Annotated in this window: 14 protein-coding genes; 1 reads left to right on the top strand and 13 read right to left on the bottom strand. The window is 59.8% G+C overall.

All coding sequences use genetic code 11. The annotated features are described in order from the left end of the window. Nucleotides 1–789: 789 nt before the first annotated feature. The 3 genes from GSQ83_RS13315 to GSQ83_RS31255 form a co-directional block, all read right to left on the bottom strand. A complete protein-coding gene (locus GSQ83_RS13315) occupies nucleotides 790–1,275 on the bottom strand; it encodes a 2-oxo-4-hydroxy-4-carboxy-5-ureidoimidazoline decarboxylase (RefSeq protein ID WP_158803373.1) in 486 nt (161 codons plus the stop codon). Nucleotides 1,276–2,347: 1,072 nt separating this feature from the next. Next, nucleotides 2,348–2,470, bottom strand: coding sequence for a hypothetical protein (locus tag GSQ83_RS30885; RefSeq protein WP_256367231.1), 123 nt, complete (start codon nucleotides 2,468–2,470; stop codon nucleotides 2,348–2,350). A gap of 825 nt (nucleotides 2,471–3,295) precedes the next feature. After that, on the bottom strand, nucleotides 3,296–3,529 hold the full coding sequence (locus GSQ83_RS31255; RefSeq protein WP_371418014.1) for a MarR family transcriptional regulator: 234 nt from the start codon (nucleotides 3,527–3,529) through the stop codon (nucleotides 3,296–3,298). A 502-nt stretch (nucleotides 3,530–4,031) separates the two neighbouring features. Between GSQ83_RS31255 and GSQ83_RS13300 the strand changes: the two genes are divergently transcribed. Beyond that, nucleotides 4,032–5,057 carry an AI-2E family transporter gene (locus GSQ83_RS13300; protein ID WP_158803371.1) on the top strand — a complete coding sequence of 342 codons (1,026 nt, stop codon included), beginning with the start codon at nucleotides 4,032–4,034 and terminating at the stop codon, nucleotides 5,055–5,057. Nucleotides 5,058–5,059: 2 nt separating this feature from the next. Here the strand turns inward: GSQ83_RS13300 and GSQ83_RS13295 are convergent, their stop codons facing one another. From GSQ83_RS13295 to GSQ83_RS13250, 10 genes are all read right to left on the bottom strand, one after another. Further along, nucleotides 5,060–6,838, bottom strand: coding sequence for a glycoside hydrolase family 15 protein (locus tag GSQ83_RS13295; protein ID WP_158803370.1), 1,779 nt, complete (start codon nucleotides 6,836–6,838; stop codon nucleotides 5,060–5,062). Nucleotides 6,839–6,880: 42 nt separating this feature from the next. Continuing rightward, nucleotides 6,881–7,192 (bottom strand): cytochrome o ubiquinol/quinol oxidase subunit IV, encoded by a 312-nt coding sequence (locus GSQ83_RS13290; protein ID WP_158803369.1) that lies wholly within the window; start codon nucleotides 7,190–7,192, stop codon nucleotides 6,881–6,883. Continuing rightward, the gene (locus GSQ83_RS13285; protein ID WP_158803368.1) at nucleotides 7,189–7,827 is read right to left on the bottom strand and encodes a cytochrome o ubiquinol oxidase subunit III; all 639 of its coding nucleotides are present in this window, start codon (nucleotides 7,825–7,827) and stop codon (nucleotides 7,189–7,191) included. Before GSQ83_RS13285 ends, GSQ83_RS13290 begins: the two co-directional genes overlap by 4 nt. Continuing rightward, nucleotides 7,815–9,893 carry a cbb3-type cytochrome c oxidase subunit I gene (locus GSQ83_RS13280; RefSeq protein WP_158803367.1) on the bottom strand — a complete coding sequence of 693 codons (2,079 nt, stop codon included), beginning with the start codon at nucleotides 9,891–9,893 and terminating at the stop codon, nucleotides 7,815–7,817. The genes GSQ83_RS13285 and GSQ83_RS13280 overlap by 13 nt, the downstream gene beginning before the upstream one ends. A 3-nt stretch (nucleotides 9,894–9,896) precedes the next feature. Then, nucleotides 9,897–10,760: a COX aromatic rich motif-containing protein gene (locus GSQ83_RS13275; RefSeq protein ID WP_158803366.1), complete on the bottom strand. Its 864-nt coding sequence runs from the start codon at nucleotides 10,758–10,760 to the stop codon at nucleotides 9,897–9,899. 575 nt (nucleotides 10,761–11,335) lie between these two features. Next, nucleotides 11,336–12,979 carry a GMC family oxidoreductase gene (locus tag GSQ83_RS13270; RefSeq protein WP_254065666.1) on the bottom strand — a complete coding sequence of 548 codons (1,644 nt, stop codon included), beginning with the start codon at nucleotides 12,977–12,979 and terminating at the stop codon, nucleotides 11,336–11,338. Then, a complete protein-coding gene (locus GSQ83_RS13265) occupies nucleotides 12,969–13,610 on the bottom strand; it encodes a gluconate 2-dehydrogenase subunit 3 family protein (protein WP_158803365.1) in 642 nt (213 codons plus the stop codon). The genes GSQ83_RS13270 and GSQ83_RS13265 overlap by 11 nt, the downstream gene beginning before the upstream one ends. Then, nucleotides 13,603–14,544 carry a hypothetical protein gene (locus GSQ83_RS13260; protein WP_158803364.1) on the bottom strand — a complete coding sequence of 314 codons (942 nt, stop codon included), beginning with the start codon at nucleotides 14,542–14,544 and terminating at the stop codon, nucleotides 13,603–13,605. The genes GSQ83_RS13265 and GSQ83_RS13260 overlap by 8 nt, the downstream gene beginning before the upstream one ends. Then, nucleotides 14,541–15,611 (bottom strand): enolase C-terminal domain-like protein, encoded by a 1,071-nt coding sequence (locus GSQ83_RS13255; RefSeq protein ID WP_254065665.1) that lies wholly within the window; start codon nucleotides 15,609–15,611, stop codon nucleotides 14,541–14,543. The genes GSQ83_RS13260 and GSQ83_RS13255 overlap by 4 nt, the downstream gene beginning before the upstream one ends. 30 nt (nucleotides 15,612–15,641) lie before the next feature. Beyond that, the coding region (locus GSQ83_RS13250) for a thiamine pyrophosphate-requiring protein (protein ID WP_158803362.1) at nucleotides 15,642–17,039 on the bottom strand (1,398 nt) is incomplete at its 5' end.

Here is a 17,039-nt window from a genome sequence, read left to right as displayed (position 1 = left end):
AGGAGCCGTGTGGTTCTCTTCGGAACGGATCGATGGGTGACGACCTTGCGCGGTTTTGTGGATCGACCCGGGCAAGCCAGCGAGCTGAGTTCGGATTGCCCCCAGCTGGATACCAACACTGGGATATCTTGGTAGCCATCAACGGTGCAAGTAGATCAGACGATATGCTGCTCGACACAAGCGTCACCGGCGATCCGCCCGCGCTAGCCGCGGTGCATCTTCCGACCGCCGTCTTAGCCCACAGCCGGCCTGCAGCGGAAGCAGGTGGGCACTCGTTGGATGTACCCAGCTGACGCATCCCAACCCCGGCTGGTTACGTTTTGTAGCAACTCGTGATTAACCCACGGCTGAAATCCCGCCCAAACACGTTCTTTCGCTGACGGGGCTGGAGAGGGCAGTGCGTCTGAAATTTTGTGAGGCCTTGTGGTTCGTCGCCAACGCTTTTATCGAATCGTCCGACCTAGGGGACGACGGGGACGACCAACCCGAGAGCCGCCGCAACGCTCTTGCTGCGCTCATCTTCCTTTTTCTCTTCGCTCTGCTTTGCCTCCAGATTGTGCACGTTCTCCGGCGGGTAGACGCGCTTCAGGATTGCGTCCTCCAGGGCCGGACGAATTGCGTGCCCAGCCGCCACTACGCTAACGCGCCGCCGCCTTAAGACAACGATGTTCCCGCCGCAGGCAACCCTCAATGGGTGTTGAGGGTATGCTTCAGCGCAAGCACCCTGGGAGCATTCCCCCAGGTCTAGGGACACCTGCGCAATTTCTCAACATTCATTCACAGCTGCTCCTACTCAGCGTGCGCTCCACCCGGCCCATCGCCCATAACAGGCGCAAGCCTGCGCGCGACAAGCTTGACCACCTCACCCAGTGCCGTCTCACGCTCGGTGGTTTGAAAAGATTGCAGCCGGTGTGCCAAGGCGGCCTCAACCGATGACTTTTCGCATCTTCCCTTTACTGCAATGATAAAGGGGTAGCCAAAGCGCCGCTTATAGTCAGCTCTCTGCCGATCGAGTTCGTCACCTTCAGGTTGATCGCCGTGCTCCGGGAAGGAGTTCAACAGCGCCATTTGGTCCTCTTCGGGCGCGTTGTGTAGAGACGTGGTCATGGCACTCAGCATAGCCCTCAGCGAGCCGAGGGGACGCTGGGCGGCAAGCCTATGGGCAAGCCAACCACAGCCGCAGAGGCTACTAAACCGCGACACGAATTCGGCCGTTTTCATCTCGTTGATGAGCGTCATCGGAATGCGCCCCGAACCATCCTCCGGCGTCGTCATCTTGTGTCTCCTTGCCGGAACTGCCGGCGTCTCAGGTAGATGGAACGCAAAGTAGCACCGGCAACGGGTTTGCTCGTGCGCGTTATCCTCCGCGCTATAGGTCTTAATATCCGCTTAAAACAGGGCGGTTCCCCAGGGTGCTCCCGTTCCTCCCTCGGAGCCTTGAGTGGCGTCTGGATCGCGGCAATCATCTCCTGATTGTCGGACCGCTATTGCCGACGACGATCCGTGGGTTTAACTGCAGGTCCCAATCATCACAGCTTTTCTTTACTTTGTCGCGGTAGTATTCGCTTCCGAGAGCATGGTCGTCTCGACAGGTTTTACGCTGGGCATGATGGCCTTGCCACGATCGAACGCCTGCACTGCACAGCAATGCGACAAAATGTCAAGCCCCTCTTCGGTCACAAGCACCGACAAGGCGAAACCTTCACAGCCTGAAGGCTCAGCCGCCCGACACTCCAGGGAAAGACACTAGACTAGTGGATCGGCGTTTCGGGAGCGCTGGCCCCCTCTCCACATTGGCATCCTGGAGAATTGCCACCTGGCGCGAGTGGCTTGTTAAGAAAACCGTCGACATAATCACCGACGGCAGCTTGAACGACACGAGGACCTTTACTCATGACTCAAGACTTCGAGCACTGGATGAAGACCTGAATTTCATCGAACGGGATGAGCACTTCGCCGGGGGATTCGAAGAGGCTGACCTGAGCCCCTTGGAAACTGTGCTCCTCGGCACCGATGCGCTATTGTATTAGATGGCCTGAAGTCAGGAGGACGGGGAGGTTGCCAATGCCGCAGTTGGTCAATCAATGGCCGCGACCCGTGCTTGGCGAACGCCGCTCCTTCTCGCAATCATGGATGCGAGATCGAGGAAGGCTTGTGAGGCATTGTCGATGAACTGAACTCGAAGCCGAGCTGTCTCATCAGACGCCTGCTACAGGCTCCGTTAATTCTAGGCCCCATGCCGGTAATCAACGGCCTACCCTTCGCCAGGCCCTCGCGGACCGAAGGCAGTTTGAGCGATGCCGTGTGGATCTCGCTGTCGGTCCAAATCTCTGTGACCCACAAAACGTCAGCCTGTAAAGTGAATTTTGGCAATGACATAGCTCAGACACCCGGCCATGTCCTTTGCACCGGCGGAGACGATCTGAATAAACTCGTCACGCGTCTCCGGAAGGGTGAGGAACTTGGCCATCAGTGCATACATTGATCACCCCTGGATCCGTCCCGATATTTGCTCATTTGAGCACCCGAGCGGCGTGATATAGTTTATTGGTCGCTTCGAGCACGGCTCGATTTCGGCTCGAGGCGAGGGCTGCCAACGCCGACTGGGTTGCCGCCGTGCAGCCTCGCCGGAGGTGCCCATAGGCGGTTCGTCTAGGGCGCTGCACCAGAGGCCGCAAGCAGTAGCTTGTCAAACATTGGAACGCACCAACTTGATCTAATCAACAATTGCTTTCGAGCAGCATTTTTCCAACAACCGCTGCAGACCGGATTCCGACTGGGCTCGTTTTGCTGCCTTTCTTGGTCCAGACGGTAAGCATGCCATCCCAGAGCGAAGCTGGGCCGGTGAAGGCCTCCCCGTCCCTTCTCAACCCGCACAGTGAAGCCGCGGACACGCAACATCTCTTCTCTGCCCACTGATATCCCTTAACCTGGGTTCCTCTTTTAGTAAGGCGCATCACATGAAGCCTTGGGGCGATCCGGGCAACGCAGATAATGCGGCGCGGACGGCGGTGACGCCACCGCCCGCGCCTGACCTCAGGCAAGGCGGCGCACCAATGCCCAAGGCTCCCACTAAAGTAAGCACTGCCCCGTCCGCAAAAGAGAGGCCCTTTTCCGAATACTGGCTCATCGTCTGCTGCAAGGGTGGCGCAACTCATCGTCGAGAGGATAACCAAAAACGCCCCTTGTCAGCGCTACGGCATCAATTCCATAGCTAGTGCGAGCGACTATTAATGTCGGTCCAACCACTTCAATTTCCGGAATGTCAGTTGCATCTTTCATTAAATCCGGAGAGTTAGATCGTTTGCCTCAGGCGCCGGCAAAGCGCTCTGCCGTTTTGGGTTACCTGGATCAAAGATGCGCGTTTGTCAGATGGATGTGGCAGACGTCGCACTAGAGCTGCCCCCGTCAGTCGGTTGATCGAGTAATGGGCTGCTTGCGCACGAAGACCCAACTTCTCGCTAAGCGTCGTCATCGTCTCTCGGCGACTAGAGGTGTGGCATATCAGCAAGACAGCAAGCTGTCGCATCCCTAGATCTCGACTTATTCGGCCGCGCAGCACTAGAGCAATACTGCCCTTGAGCCAGAACAAGAGCTGATCGTCGTCTTCAAAGCAAATCCGTTCGGCCGTCAATAGAAGCACCTCCCGGCTTGAAACCATCACATGTAGCGCTTTTAGCCGAACTGAACGACGGTGCTCACACGTTTGTGCGAGTCACACGCGAATAATCACAGACCTCCATTAGCTATCCGGCAAGCCAGGATGTCGAAGGTGATTGGTTTGCTCCGTTATTCTCACCCTGCCTGCCTTCGGCTCAGCCAGTCGCTTTTTGGTCGCGTCCCGTTGTGCGTTCTGAATGATCTTGGCAAGATACGCACGCAATCGGCCACGGGTCAGGGCATCCGAACATGGATAACGCAATCCGGACGTCGAAACCGCCGCTGGCCCTTGACGGTCATCCGGTTTGCCGGGAATGAGCATCTTCCGCCGGAGAACCGGCGCCGACTTGCCCGCTGAACAATCGCTCGCAATGATTGCCCGCACCTTGCGGGTCTTGGCAATAGTCGCGAGCGTTGGACTAATACTTTGGCTGCTGAATGACCTGGTGCTTGAGCTGTTTGTCGTCGCAATGCTGAGCTTGCTCCTGCGCGGACTTGGGGAGTTATTGGCCAAGATACCGCGGCTTCCGATAAGCCTTGCGGTTGCCATCGTGACCCTCGGGTTAGTGCTGTTGAGTGGAATCAGTGTTTACTATCGCGGCCCGCATTTTATCGCCGAGCTGCAGGACCTTTATGAAAAGCTAAGCCCGGCCGTGGCCAGCCTGGAGGCACGTTACGGTTCAACTTCATGGGGCCAGTACCTGATATCGCATCTGCGCACTGGGGCTAAGGGTCTGGAGGGGCCCGCAGTCTCTGTGCTTGGGATCAGCTTTGGCCTGATCAGCACGCTTGTTGTGGTGGTGCTGGCAGCAACCTACATCGCCGCGGCACCTCGCAGATATTTACACGGGGTCGTGCTGATGTTTCCACCGGAAACGCGCGCTCAGGTCTCCCGCATAATGCGAGACTGCGGGCACGCTCTGCAGTGGTGGATGCTCGGACAAGCGATTGACATGCTGGCTGTCGCGACGATTTCGACCGTGGGTCTGCTGATCCTGCATGTGCCGTTGCCATATACACTCGGCACTTTGGCGGGACTTTTTACTTTCGTGCCCTATTTCGGTGCTTGGATTGGGTCAGTGCCGGCCATTCTGATGGCCCTCACGGTTAATACGCAGACGGCAATCTGGACCGTTTGCCTATTTTTGCTCTGTCATCTCGTCGAGGGCTACCTTCTGGCGCCTCTCGTGCAGCGCCGAACCGTCGACCTGCCCCCGGCCGTAACTCTCCTATCAATGTCTATCGTGGGCTCATTCTATGGGCTCGCGGGTGTCGCGTTGGCGACGCCCATCGCAGCCGTGGCGCTCGTGGTGGTCCAAGAAGCCTACATTGAGCGCGCCCGGGGGCCTGCCGAGAACACCGATGCTCCCAACAATCCTCGATACTCGGACAGGTAGTTCTATCCGCCGCCCCGCTGCAATACCGGACCGGATAGACCGAGGACACTGTTGACAACTGCAAGATGGCAGAGCGCCTGCGGTACGTTCCCGACGAGGCGTTTCTGGGGCACATGATATTCCTCAGACAGCAGACCCACGTCATTGGCGAGTGCGATGACGCGCGCTAGAAGATCGCGAGCCTCATCGCGTCGGCCCTGCAGAGCCATGCAGTCCGCCAGCCAGCAAGAGCAGGCGATGAAGGCGCCTTCTTCAGTTCCGAATGCAGGAGCCCTATGCCGACGGACCAGTCCGCTCTCCATGAGTTGAGATTCGATCGCGGCTATCGTCCCCGCGATGCGCGAATCATCTATCGGCAGAAAGCCGACGAGCGGAAGCAGGAGAAGGCTCGCATCGAGCTGATGAGAATAGTACTGCGCACCGAAGGTGTTATATTTCTCGTTGAAGCCCTTTTGGCAGATCTCGGTGTGCATCTCATCCCGCAGCTTATGGAATCTCTCGAAGGTGGCCGGCGGAAGCTCGGCTTTCGCGCGTCCCATCTTGAGAAAGCGGTCGACCGCGACCCAAGCCATGACCTTGGAGTAGACATACTGCTTGGGCGAGCCTCGGGATTCCCACATGCCCTGGTCAGGCTGCCGCCAGATTTCGGAAACATGTTGCACGAGACGGTGTTCGATCCCAAACTCCCAGTCACTGCGGTCGAGCGCGGCGCGTTCCGCGAGATGGGCTGAATCCAGCACCTCCCCGAAGATATCGAGTTGTCGCTGGCCCGCCGCACTGTTTCCAATCCGCACCGGCCGCGCGCCGCCGAAGCCTCTTAGCCATCCCGCCGTCCATTCCTCCAGCCGCCGCCCGCCATCCACGCGGTAGGCTATGCGGATGCTGTCGGGACTGTTTCCGATGGCTCGAAGGAGCCAACGCAACCATGCCGACGCTTCATCCTTCAAACCGGCATTGAGAAAGGCCGTCATCGTGAAGGTGGAATCTCGTATCCAGCAATAGCGATAATCCCAATTCATACTACCGCCGGGCTTTTCGGGAAGGCTCGTGGTCGGCGCCGCAATCACGCCACCGGTCGGAAAATAGGTCAGCGCCTTGAGAGTGATGAGAGACCGCTTGACGAAGTCCGGCCACTCCGTCTGCCGGCTGAACTTGCCGATCCAGTCGAGCCACCAAGTCTTCGTCTCGCCAAGTAACCTGTCCGAATCAACTTGCGCAGGCGCTGCAGCGGTGGATGCCGTATGCTGCAATGTGAAGGTCACTCTCTGTCCAGCGCGTATCGCAAAGCGGGAACTGATGGTCTCCGCATCTCGCTCAAGCGGAACGTCGCTGCGGATCACGATGAGGTCCGGTCCAACCGTTCCGATGATCGCGCCCTCTGCTTTCTGGAACCACGGCGCAACGCTGCCGTAGTCGAAGCGTAGCCGGATATCAGAACGCAAATCGACAACGCCGTCCAGGCCACTGACAATTCGGACGATGGTGGAGCTTTCCCCGTGGCGGATAGGCATAAAGTCGACCACACGCACGGCTCCGGCTTCAGTTGTGAACTCCGTTTCCAGCACCAGTGTGTTGCCGCAATAGGCACGGGAGCGTTTGATCTCACGGCCTTCGGGCGCAAGGGCCCAGCAACCGTTCTCGTCTTCGCCGAGTAGGGCGGCAAAGCAGGCATCGCTGTCAAAGCGCGGCCAGCAAAGCCAGTCTATTGATCCGTTCCGTCCGACCAGCGCCACGGTTTGGCCGTCACCGATCATGGCGTAGTCGTCAATTCGTCTTGTCATGAGGCGTTAGCTTTCGTTTGGCCGCAGCGGAGCATCGCGGGCCTACATCATGCGTGCGCTCAGATTAAAGAGCACCACGAGCGTGCCCCCGACCATCAGCAGAATGATCATGGCTGAGAAGAGTATCAGCTGCAGGTCAGCCCGCGCCGACCGCTTGAGCGATATATGCAGGAAACATCGCATGTGTACGATTACCTGAATGAGCGCCAGCACGAGTACGAGTGCAAAGGTCTGGACCGGCGGTAGGAGCCGATAGAAGACACAGGCGAAGGCGATCCCGGTCAAAGAAAGCGCGGCTAGATAGCCGAAGCAATAGGTTATGAAGTCTCGGCGCAAGGATGAGGAGCTCCTCATAGACTGAGACCTTCCAGATAGACGACCGAAAAAATCACGACCCAGATCAGGTCGAGAAAATGCCAGAACAATCCGAGACGGATGAGGTTGACCTTGACACGGTCGTCCGGACCGAAGACGGCGAGCTGCACGCCCATCAGCAGGATCCAGGTGAGGCCGCTCAAGACATGAAAGCCGTGCATACCGACGAGCACGAAGAAGGAAGAGAGGTAGCCGCTTCTTTCGGGCGTTGCACCGTCATGGAACATCGTTAAAAAGTCATGGATCTCCATCTTCAAGAAGCCGGCGCCCAAACAGAAGGTGATGCCGAGCCACAAAGCGAGCCAAAGTTGTCCGCGCGCATGCTTCATAGAAAGCGATACCATGCCATAGGCGAAGCTGCTGGTGAGAAGGAGCGCCGTCTCCCAGAAGGCGGAATGGAACTTGAACTCCTGTTCTGGCCCTGGTCCGCCGGCGGTGGCATGGCGCATCGTGCCGTAAACGGCGAAAAGCAACGCGAACATCACTGCGTCGCTCATCAGAAAGACCCAAAACCCGAAGACGTCGCTCTCTACCTGTTCGCGGACCTCGCGCGGGTCGTCGGCGAGGTTGAGACCGGCATGGCGTAGCTCCGGCTCGGTCGTCAACCTTGCCATTTGGCTAATCCCTCATTCTCCGGCGTCATTTCCAGGTGCCGAGGGATCGGTAGAGCTGCGGCGGTGGTTTCCAACCACCGCCGGTGTTGTGCTTCCACCTCGGCCGCCGGGATCGTCCGCCGCACATCGCGCATAAAGCTGCGTGCGATGGCGGTGCCGAGTGAAAAGGTAAAGCCGCAGACGGCGAGCCACCACATATGCCACACGAGGCCTGTGAAGCAGGCGGTCATGCCAAGCCCGATCAAAACGCCGCACATGCTGTTCTTAGGCACTTCAATATCCCGGTAGTGGTCGGCGGGCTTATAGGCGCCATTGTTGATCTTCTGCCAATGGAACGGGTCTCGTCGGCTGACCTGAGGGATCACCGCGAAATTATATTCGGGCGGCGGCGCAGACATTGACCATTCCAGTCCACGGGCATCCCAAGGGTCGCCGACGGGCACACGCGTAGTGTGACGCTGTCTAATGCTGACATAGAGCTGGATGAAGAGGCTGGCGAGCCCCGCAAGGAGCAGCAAAGCACCGATCTCGGCTGCGATAACCCAGGGCCGAAGTGCCGGATCAAAAAGCTCCTGCGTGCGCCGCGCCACTCCCGACGCGCCCATTACATAGAGCGGCATGAAGGCAAGATAGAAGCCGGGCACCCAGCAGACGAAAGCGATGCGCCCCCATTTCTCCGAGAGGCGGAAGCCAAAGGCCTTCGGGAACCAATAGTAATAACCGGCGATCACGCCGTAGAGCGTGCCCGGGATCAGCATGTTGTGGAAATGGGCGACGAGAAAGAGCGTGTTGTGCACCAAGTAGTCGAGAGGCGGAGTTGCCAGAATGATCCCGGTCATGCCGCCGATTACGAAGGTGATCATGAAGGCGATGGAGAAGAGCATTGAGGTGCTGAACCGCACCTCTCCCCAGAACATTGTCCAGATCCAGTCGTAGATCTTCACGCCGGTAGGGATACCGATCAGCATCGTCGCGATGCCGAAAAACGAGTTGACGCCGGCGCTTTGCCCCATCGTAAAAAAATGGTGAAGCCAGACCGTAAAGGATAGGATCGCGATCACCATAGTGGCGATTACCAGCGAGGTATAGCCATAGAGTTCCTTCGACGAGAAGGCAGAAACTACCTCGGAGTAGACGCCGAAGGCCGGCAAGATGAGGATATAGACCTCCGGATGGCCAAAAAGCCAAAAGAGGTTGACGAAGTTCATCACGTTGCCGCCGAGATCATTCGTGAAGAAGTGCATCCCGAGGTATCGATCTGCGGCCAGGAGCAAGGTCGCGACTGTTAGCGGAGGCATCGCGAAGATCATCAGGATGGCGGTGCAGAGAGTGGTCCATGTAAAGAGCGGCAAGCGCATCCACCTCATGCCGGGCGACCGGAACTTATAGACCGTCACCGCAAAGTTGATGCCCGTCATCATCGCGCCGAGCGAGCTGAGCGAAACCGCCCAGATCCAGTAGTCGGGTCCAACGCCGCCGTTGAAGGCGAGTTCCGTGTAGGGCGGATAGCCGCTCCAGCCGCCGGTTGAGAATTTTCCTACAACGAGTGAAGCCATCATCATGATGCCGCCACCGACCGTCAGCCACAAGCTGATCGAGTTCATATACGGGAAGGCCACATCGCGAGAGCCAATCTGCAGGGGCATCACAAAGTTCATGAGCCCGGTAAGAAGCGGCATGCCCACGAAGAAGACCATGATCGTCCCGTGGGTTGAAAAAAGCTGCGCGAAATGATCGGGCGCGACCAGACCGGGATTATTGATAGCGATTGCCTGTTGCGTACGCATGAGGACTGCCTCGATGAGCGCTCGGCACAGCATGATCACGGCGAAGACCATGTACATGATCCCGATCTTCTTGTGATCGAGGCTCGTCAGCCACACGGTCCAGAGGTATCGCCATCTGCCGAGGATCGTGATCAATCCAAACAGAAGCGCTGCACCCAGCACCGCGACGCCGCCCGCGAGACCGCCGATGATTTCGCTGATCGTCGGATTCCGCCAGGCCTCGACGAACACGAGGGAGTCCCAGGTCAACCGTCCGAGCAGGATATGCCAGAAGGTCATCGGTCACCCATGAGAGTTGGCGTCCTCGTGCTGGCGCAGATAGCCGGGCCGGATGGCCTGATGAACAATTTTGGCGAAGAGGCCGGGCTCAACGCTACCGAAGGTCACGGGCTGCGACAGCACGGATTCGCGCGACAGGGTACGATAGGCCGCGTCATCGAGCAGGCGAGGTGTCTGTCGAGACGATGCAACCCAGCGGTTGAAATCAACCGGATTTACGCCCAGGACCTGAAACTTCTGCTTATCGAAACCCGCGCCGTTATACTGGGCATTTTCTCCCCAATACGTTCCGGGCTGCGAAATCGCGAAGTTCAGCTGCGTGGTCATTCCGGCCATGGCGAGGATCTGTCCGGCGAGTTGCGGCATCAGAAGCGACTGCATTACGGTCCCGCTGGTCAGACTGACATGCACAGGCCGTCCGGCAGGTAGGATCAGCTGATTGACGGAGGCGATGTGCTGGTCCGGATAGATGAACAGCCACTTCCAATCCAGCGAAACGGCTTGCACCTGCAGCGGTGACAGGCCAGGCGAAAGGGGCCGATACGGATCCAGCCGCACTGTGTCATCCACCAGGAAGACCGCAAGTACAATGACGATAATGGTGGGCGGGATCCAGATCAGCCCTTCCAAGATCCAGGAGAAACCCCATTGCGGACGGAAGGCGCTTTTTGTGTTGGCCAGCCGATAGTGCCAGGCAATGAGTGGTGTCAGTAGTAGCACTGGCCCGATCACCAGCAGCATAACGGCGCCAACGAGGTAGAATTCGTGCCGCTCAGCCGCAGCGACCGGGCCGGCCGCTCCCAGAAATCCGCGGCTAAGCACCGAGCAGCCTGAAAGCAGACCGGCCGCCATTACCGTTAGGCCCATTGTCACGCCCTTGCGCAGCCGACGAATAGGACTGCCCACGGCGCGCGTTATCAGGCCTGTGCTGGTCTTGGACATGACGTATTAGACAGCGAGTGACATAGTGGGGTGGATCGAATGGTGTGAGTCCGATTCATTTCATTTAACCTTGCGTCATGTCGATTGCGGTCACCGATTGACGAGCACTAATCCGGACGATTCCCCGGACTTCGGTTGAGATTCAAATCTCCTATGGCGCCCTCGACTTTGGGAACATACAATGACCCGGACATCGATGGGCACAAGCTCGCCTTTGATAGCCTCGGCGGCGCTGTCAACTGCAGGGGCATCGGAGACATCCCTCGAGAAGACGGCCGTTTTGCACGCCAGATGTTCTGATCTCGGTAATTGCGTTGCCGAGACAGCACTGTTCCCGTATTAGGAAGCATCACGTCATAACCTCTGCTGAACACGCCCCAACCGTTGCGCGGCCAACACCGGCGGCTACCGTCACAATAGCTATTCTCGGCATCCAGCGCCCTGCTCGAGTGTCGGCGTTTCGTCGCTTCGATACAGGCCATTACCACCGCACGAGCGCCCTACAGCTCGCCCCGCGCGGCGAGTGCCTTGATTCGGTCGGCCACGCGCAGTGCGATGGCCGTGATCGTCAGAGACGGATTGACGCCGCCGGTCGTCGGGAAGACCGAGCCGTCACAAATCCAGAGATTAGGAATATCCCAGCTTCGGCAATCCGAGTTGACGACACTGCTGCGCGGATCGGTGCCCATGCGGGCGGTGCCAGCTAGGTGGTTGGTGTCATCTTCCTGCCGGAAGATATCCTCGGCCCCGACCATCTCTAGGCTCGTCTGCATCTGGCCAAGTGCATGTTGGATCAATGCCTTGTCATTATCGCTCCAACTATAGGTGATACGGGGGATACGCAGGCCGTATTGATCGACTTCATCAGTCAGCGTAACGCGGTTGCGCTCGTCGGGTAACATCTCGCCTACCATCTTGAGTCCAACCTGATGATTGTAGCGCATCATCTGCTCGCGCAGCGGTGTCCCCCAGAGCTTCCGCGACCCGGTAACGACGGTTGCCCACTCGATCGGCAACGGCCCCTGCGCCATCCAGCAATAGCCGCCGTGAAAGTCCTTGCGGTCGTCATAATTCCAGTGCTCGGTGATGCTGAGCGAAGGAGGACCTTTGTTCCACCTGACCTCCTGATCCATGACGCCCCAGACCGCTTGGTTAGACTGGGTCATGAGGTTCTTGCCGACAAGACCGGAGCTGTTGGCGAGGCCCTCAGGGTAGCGATCATTGGCAGAGGCCAGCAGCAGGCGTGGCGTCTCAATCGCATAGCCCGCGACGATAACATTGCGAGCCTTCTGGTATCGCCAGCGACCTTCGCGATGATAATGCACGCCGGTCGCCCGCGCGTCCGGCCCGGTTTCGATCCGACCGACCATCGCCAAATCGCGGATTTCGGCGCCGGCCGCGATGGCGCGCGGTATGAACGTCACCAATTGGCTTTGCTTCGCATTGGTTGAACAACCAAAGCGACAGAAGCCGCGATAGACGCAGGGCGGCGAATCACCGTGCGGCGCGGAAACGGTGGCGAGTGGCGTCGCAGTCCATTTGTACCCCATAGCTTCGGCGCCGCGCGCCAGCAGTTCGGCCGCGCCGTTCAGTTCGTGCGGACGGTAAGGGTAGCGCGGCCGTTTCGGTCCCCATGGATAGCTGACGGGGCCGGCAATGCTGAGCGCCTTCTCGGCGCGGCGGTAGTAATCCCACATCTCGCGCCAATCGAGCGGCCAATCCGCGCCGTAGCCGAGCACGCTGCGGGATTTGAACCATTCAGGCCGGAACCGTAGCGAGACCATAGCAAAGTGGACCGTGCTGCCGCCGACGGCTTTGCCGCTGTTCTTGCCACCCATGCGGATCGGGTTGTCGCCGTCGATGATGCGCTGATCAAGCCAATAGAGCTTTTGCTGCTCCATCTCGTCAGACGCAAAGTCCTCAAGCGGGCGGAAATACGGACCTGCATCAAAGCCGACGACCGAAAAACCCTGCTCCGCCAGGCGGGCGATTAACGGGCCGCCGCCGGCCCCTGTGCCAATGACGACAAAATCGACCGCCTCATCCTCCTCATACTGCTGCATCTCCACCCAGGCGCCGGGCTTGAAGACATCCGGCGCCCGGCCGCCAATTGCGCGCGGCGCCGCGAAGGGATCAGCCGACACCTTGGTTCTCCCGCCGTGCGTGCTCCTCCTCATCGGACTTGGCCTCCGCCGCCTCCCACGGGTCGCGACGATCGAGGCCCATACGGACATAGCCGCGCGGGCTTGCCGGACCGCCAAAACCCATCTCGCTCCAGGCCGTTGGGTGCGCATAGTAGGAGGAGACGATGTCGAGCACAGCACGATGCTCGAAGAACATCTCCGCGGGCATGTCGCCTAGCGCTCCGCCTGACAATTCACCGCGCTCCATGCGGCGTAGGACGTCGTCCTGCTGTTCGCCGCTGAGGGCCGTAAACCCGCGGTCGTAATGCGCGCGTGCGGCCTCATCCAGTGCCATCAGACCACACCGCCACGCCTCGCCCTGGTCCGGCATCTGGCTGTAGCGGAATCCATCCTGAAGATTCGTGAACAGCTTCGTGTCGACGAGCGCCGCAAGCGGCACTGGCGGTCGATCGGAGGGCTGCGGCAGAATGCGCGCGCAAAATGCTTCGAGGATGACGAACAGCTCTGGTGACAGGAAACGCGGCTCACGCGGAATCGCCAGGCGATGATCGATCACCGCTCGCGTCTTTTCATTCCAAGACGGCGTGCGGCGCTTGGCAAGCACATCGTAGCCTGGATAGAGGTTAGTCATCGGGGTAATCCTCCATCAGCCCGAGCGCCGCAAGGCCGGCCATTGCGAGCCCCGTAAAGCTGGGCGGGGCCGGGATTGGCGGCCCATTGAGCAGGTTCTGGCTCCAATTCCGCCATCCGCCCATGCCGCGAGCCACGCCGACGGCATGAAAGCCGCTGCCCGAGAAGCCTAGAAGCGCCGTCAAGCGCAGCCACCAGCGGGTCAGTCTGCGCCGTTTCCCGAGGCTGCCCATAGCACTGGCGCCCAGCAGGAGGGCCGTTATTGGCGGCATGGTAACGGGCAAGTACATCGCGGGGTTGTGATAGGCGCCACGGAAATGGAGCAGCCCCGCCTCACCCGTCGTGCCCAGCAGGCCGAGGCTCGTCATGACGCCGATGACACGGCCGGCGGGGATGCCGAGGATCGTCGGCCTGGATCCGGGGAGGTTGTCACGCAGCCGCTCGGACAGAAAGCCGAGCATCCCGGATAGGGACATGGCAGCCGGGGCGCCGAGGGGTGCCGAGTAGAAAAGGTTCTGCCATCCGAACCCGCCGGGCTTTCTGCTGATGTTGTAGAGATGAAATCCCGTCCCGATCACGCCGGTCAACGCGGCGCCCGCATAGATGATGTCCCGCACCACATGGGCGCCGTAGCGGCGATCGCCAGTACCGTGAAGGCTCGCCAGTAAGGACAGGGATGCCGTAACAAGCGGTGTCACCATCGCCTTGTTGTGGAAGGAACCGCGATAGTGCTCGATGGCGCTATCGACGAGCACCGAAGCCGCGAGCGCGCCGGCGGCCCGGTTGAGGCGGCGCGCGGCGCGCAGCGTGGTCTCACGCGGGTCGGTCGGCGCCTTCGGCGGACGCAACGCCAAGGCGACGCCACCCAATAGCGTTGCCCCGCTCAGCAGAGCGATGGCCGTTGCCACATCGCCTGTCGGCCTCGTTGTATTCATACTTGGTATCTCTCGGCGTCAGAATGTTTGAAGGTCAGGCCGAGGCCAGGGCGCGAGAGGTCAGGACGGATGGCGCCACCTTTCGGAACCGGGGCGCCATCGAACAGCATGTGCTCGATCCGCACATGATCGTGGAACCATTCGAGATGGCGAAAAACCGGTGCGGCGCAGGCCGCATGGAGATGGAGAGCGGGGGCGCAATGCCCGGAGAGATCGATATGGTGCGCCTCGCACTGTGCTGCGATGGCGAGGAAGCCCGTTATCCCTCCACAACGCGTGGCATCCGCCTGCTGCACATCAACCGCCCCGCTGCCTAGCATAAGCCGGGCATCGTCCTGGGTGTAGACATATTCGCCGGCGGCAATATCCACCCCGGCTGGCGCCGCCTCTCTAACGAGCCGTAGGCCCTCAAGATCATCTGAGGACACAGGTTCCTCAAACCAACGGATCCCCGCGCTGTCAGCAAAGACATGCGCGAAGCGGAGAGCTTCCCGCACTCCGAAAGCCCCGTTTGCGTCGACAAACAGAGCCGCGTCTCCAATGGCCTTCTTGGCAATGGCGACGCGACGGGGATCCTGATCGGTATGCGTGCCGATCTTCATCTTGACGGCCCGGCAGCCATCCCTCTCCACCCAGCCTGCAAGCTGATCGCGTAGCTGCGCGTCATCGTAAGTGGTGAAGCCGCCACTGCCGTAAATTGACACCGACGCGCGCTCTTGGCCGAACAGCGAGGCGAGGGGAACGCCGAGCAATTTAGCCTTGAGGTCCCAGAGCGCGACATCGATCGCCGAGATAGCGCATGCCGCCAGGCCGGATCGTCCAAGATTCCGCACCGCGTGCTGCATGGCCGTCCAAGCCGCCCGCATGTCCATCGCATTGGCCCCCGCGATAACGGGGCCAAGTGTCTTCTCGATGAGGCGCAAAAGGCAGGCATCGGCATAGGTGTAGCCCAGTCCTGTCTCGCCACCGGCCGCGACCTCGACAACGACAAGTGTCGTCCTGTCCCAGGCGAAGGTGCCATCGGCCTCCGGGGCGTCAGTCGGCACCGTGTAGGCGCGCGCGGTCACCCGGCCAATCGCCGCATCGGGGCACACCGATCAACCCTTTCCGGGCAGGACGCTCGCGAGCATCTCCTTAGCGCTATTGACGATGACGCTGGCTCGCTCAGGCTCATCAAGCAAAGACGTCATGAAATTGCGCGCATCCTTCAGCGTAATATGTGGCGGCAGCGGCGGAACATTGGGATCAGTGTAAGCCTCCAGTATCACGGGCCGATCAGCCGACAGGGCTTCATCCCAGGCAGCGCCGACCTTGTCGGGATGATCGACGAAGATCCCCTTCAGGCCGAGCAACTCGGCGTATTTGTGATACGGAAAATCCGGAATGCTCTGCGTGCTTTCAGTCTTCCCGGCGCCTAGCGTTACTCGCTCCTCCCAGGTGACCTGATTGAGGTCCCGGTTGTTGAGAACGAGCACGATCAGTTTGGGGTTGGACCACTGCCTCCAATATTTACTGATGGTGATCATCACGTTCAGGCCGTTCATCTGCATAGCGCCGTCTCCCATGCAAGCGATCACCGTGCGTTCGGGATAGGCCATCTTCGCGGCCATCGCATAGGGCGTGCCGGCACCCAGCGAGGCAAGACCACCGGATAGAGAAGCCTTCATACCCCGCCGCATCTTCAGGTCTCGGGCATACCAATTGGCTACGGATCCACTATCGGCGGTGATGATGGCGTTCTCGGGCAGCCTGGGCGACAGCTCCCAGAAGACGCGTTGCGGGTTGAGCGGTTCGGCGCTTTGCATCGCCCGCTCCTCCAGCTGCTTCCACCAGGATTGCAGACCCTTCTCGATCCCCCCGCGCCAGGACGTGTCCGTCTTTTGCTCCAACAGCGGCAGCAGCGCGCGCAGCGTCGTCGCGCTATCACCGACCATGCTCAACTCCATCGGGTAGCGGAGACTAAGACTGGCGGCGTCGATATCGATCTGTACGCCGCGGGCACTGCCGGGCTTGGGCAAGAACTCGCTGTAGGGGAAAGACGAGCCGACCATCAGGAAGGTGTCGCAGCCTTGCATCAGATCCCAGGACGGCTTGGTGCCGAGCAGGCCGAGGGAGCCCGTCACCCACGGCAGGTCGTCCGGCAAAGCCGCCTTGCCGAGAAGTGCCTTGGCGCAACCCGCCTGCAACTTGTCGGCGACCGCGATGACTTCGTCGGTCGCACCCAAGGCGCCCGCACCGACCAGCATGGCGACCTTCTTGCCGCTGTTCAGAATAGAAGCTGCTTCCCGCAGCGTGCCCTCATCCGGCAGCTTCGCCGGTAAAGCATAGCCAACCCCCGTATGGGTCGCGCCATGGGCCATAGGAGGGTCCTGATACGGCATCAACTGCAGGTCATTCGGAAGGATCAAACAGGTGACAACGCGCCGCGCGCTGGCGATCCGGACGGCTCGGTCAATCATATGCCTGATCTGCGCGGGCACGCTCGCCTGCATCAC

The organism is Acidisoma sp. L85, assembly GCF_009765865.1.
In the GTDB taxonomy this organism is placed as follows: domain Bacteria; phylum Pseudomonadota; class Alphaproteobacteria; order Acetobacterales; family Acetobacteraceae; genus Acidisoma.
Note: the sequence above shows the minus strand (reverse complement) of the source record. Positions and strands in the feature narration are given on the sequence as shown.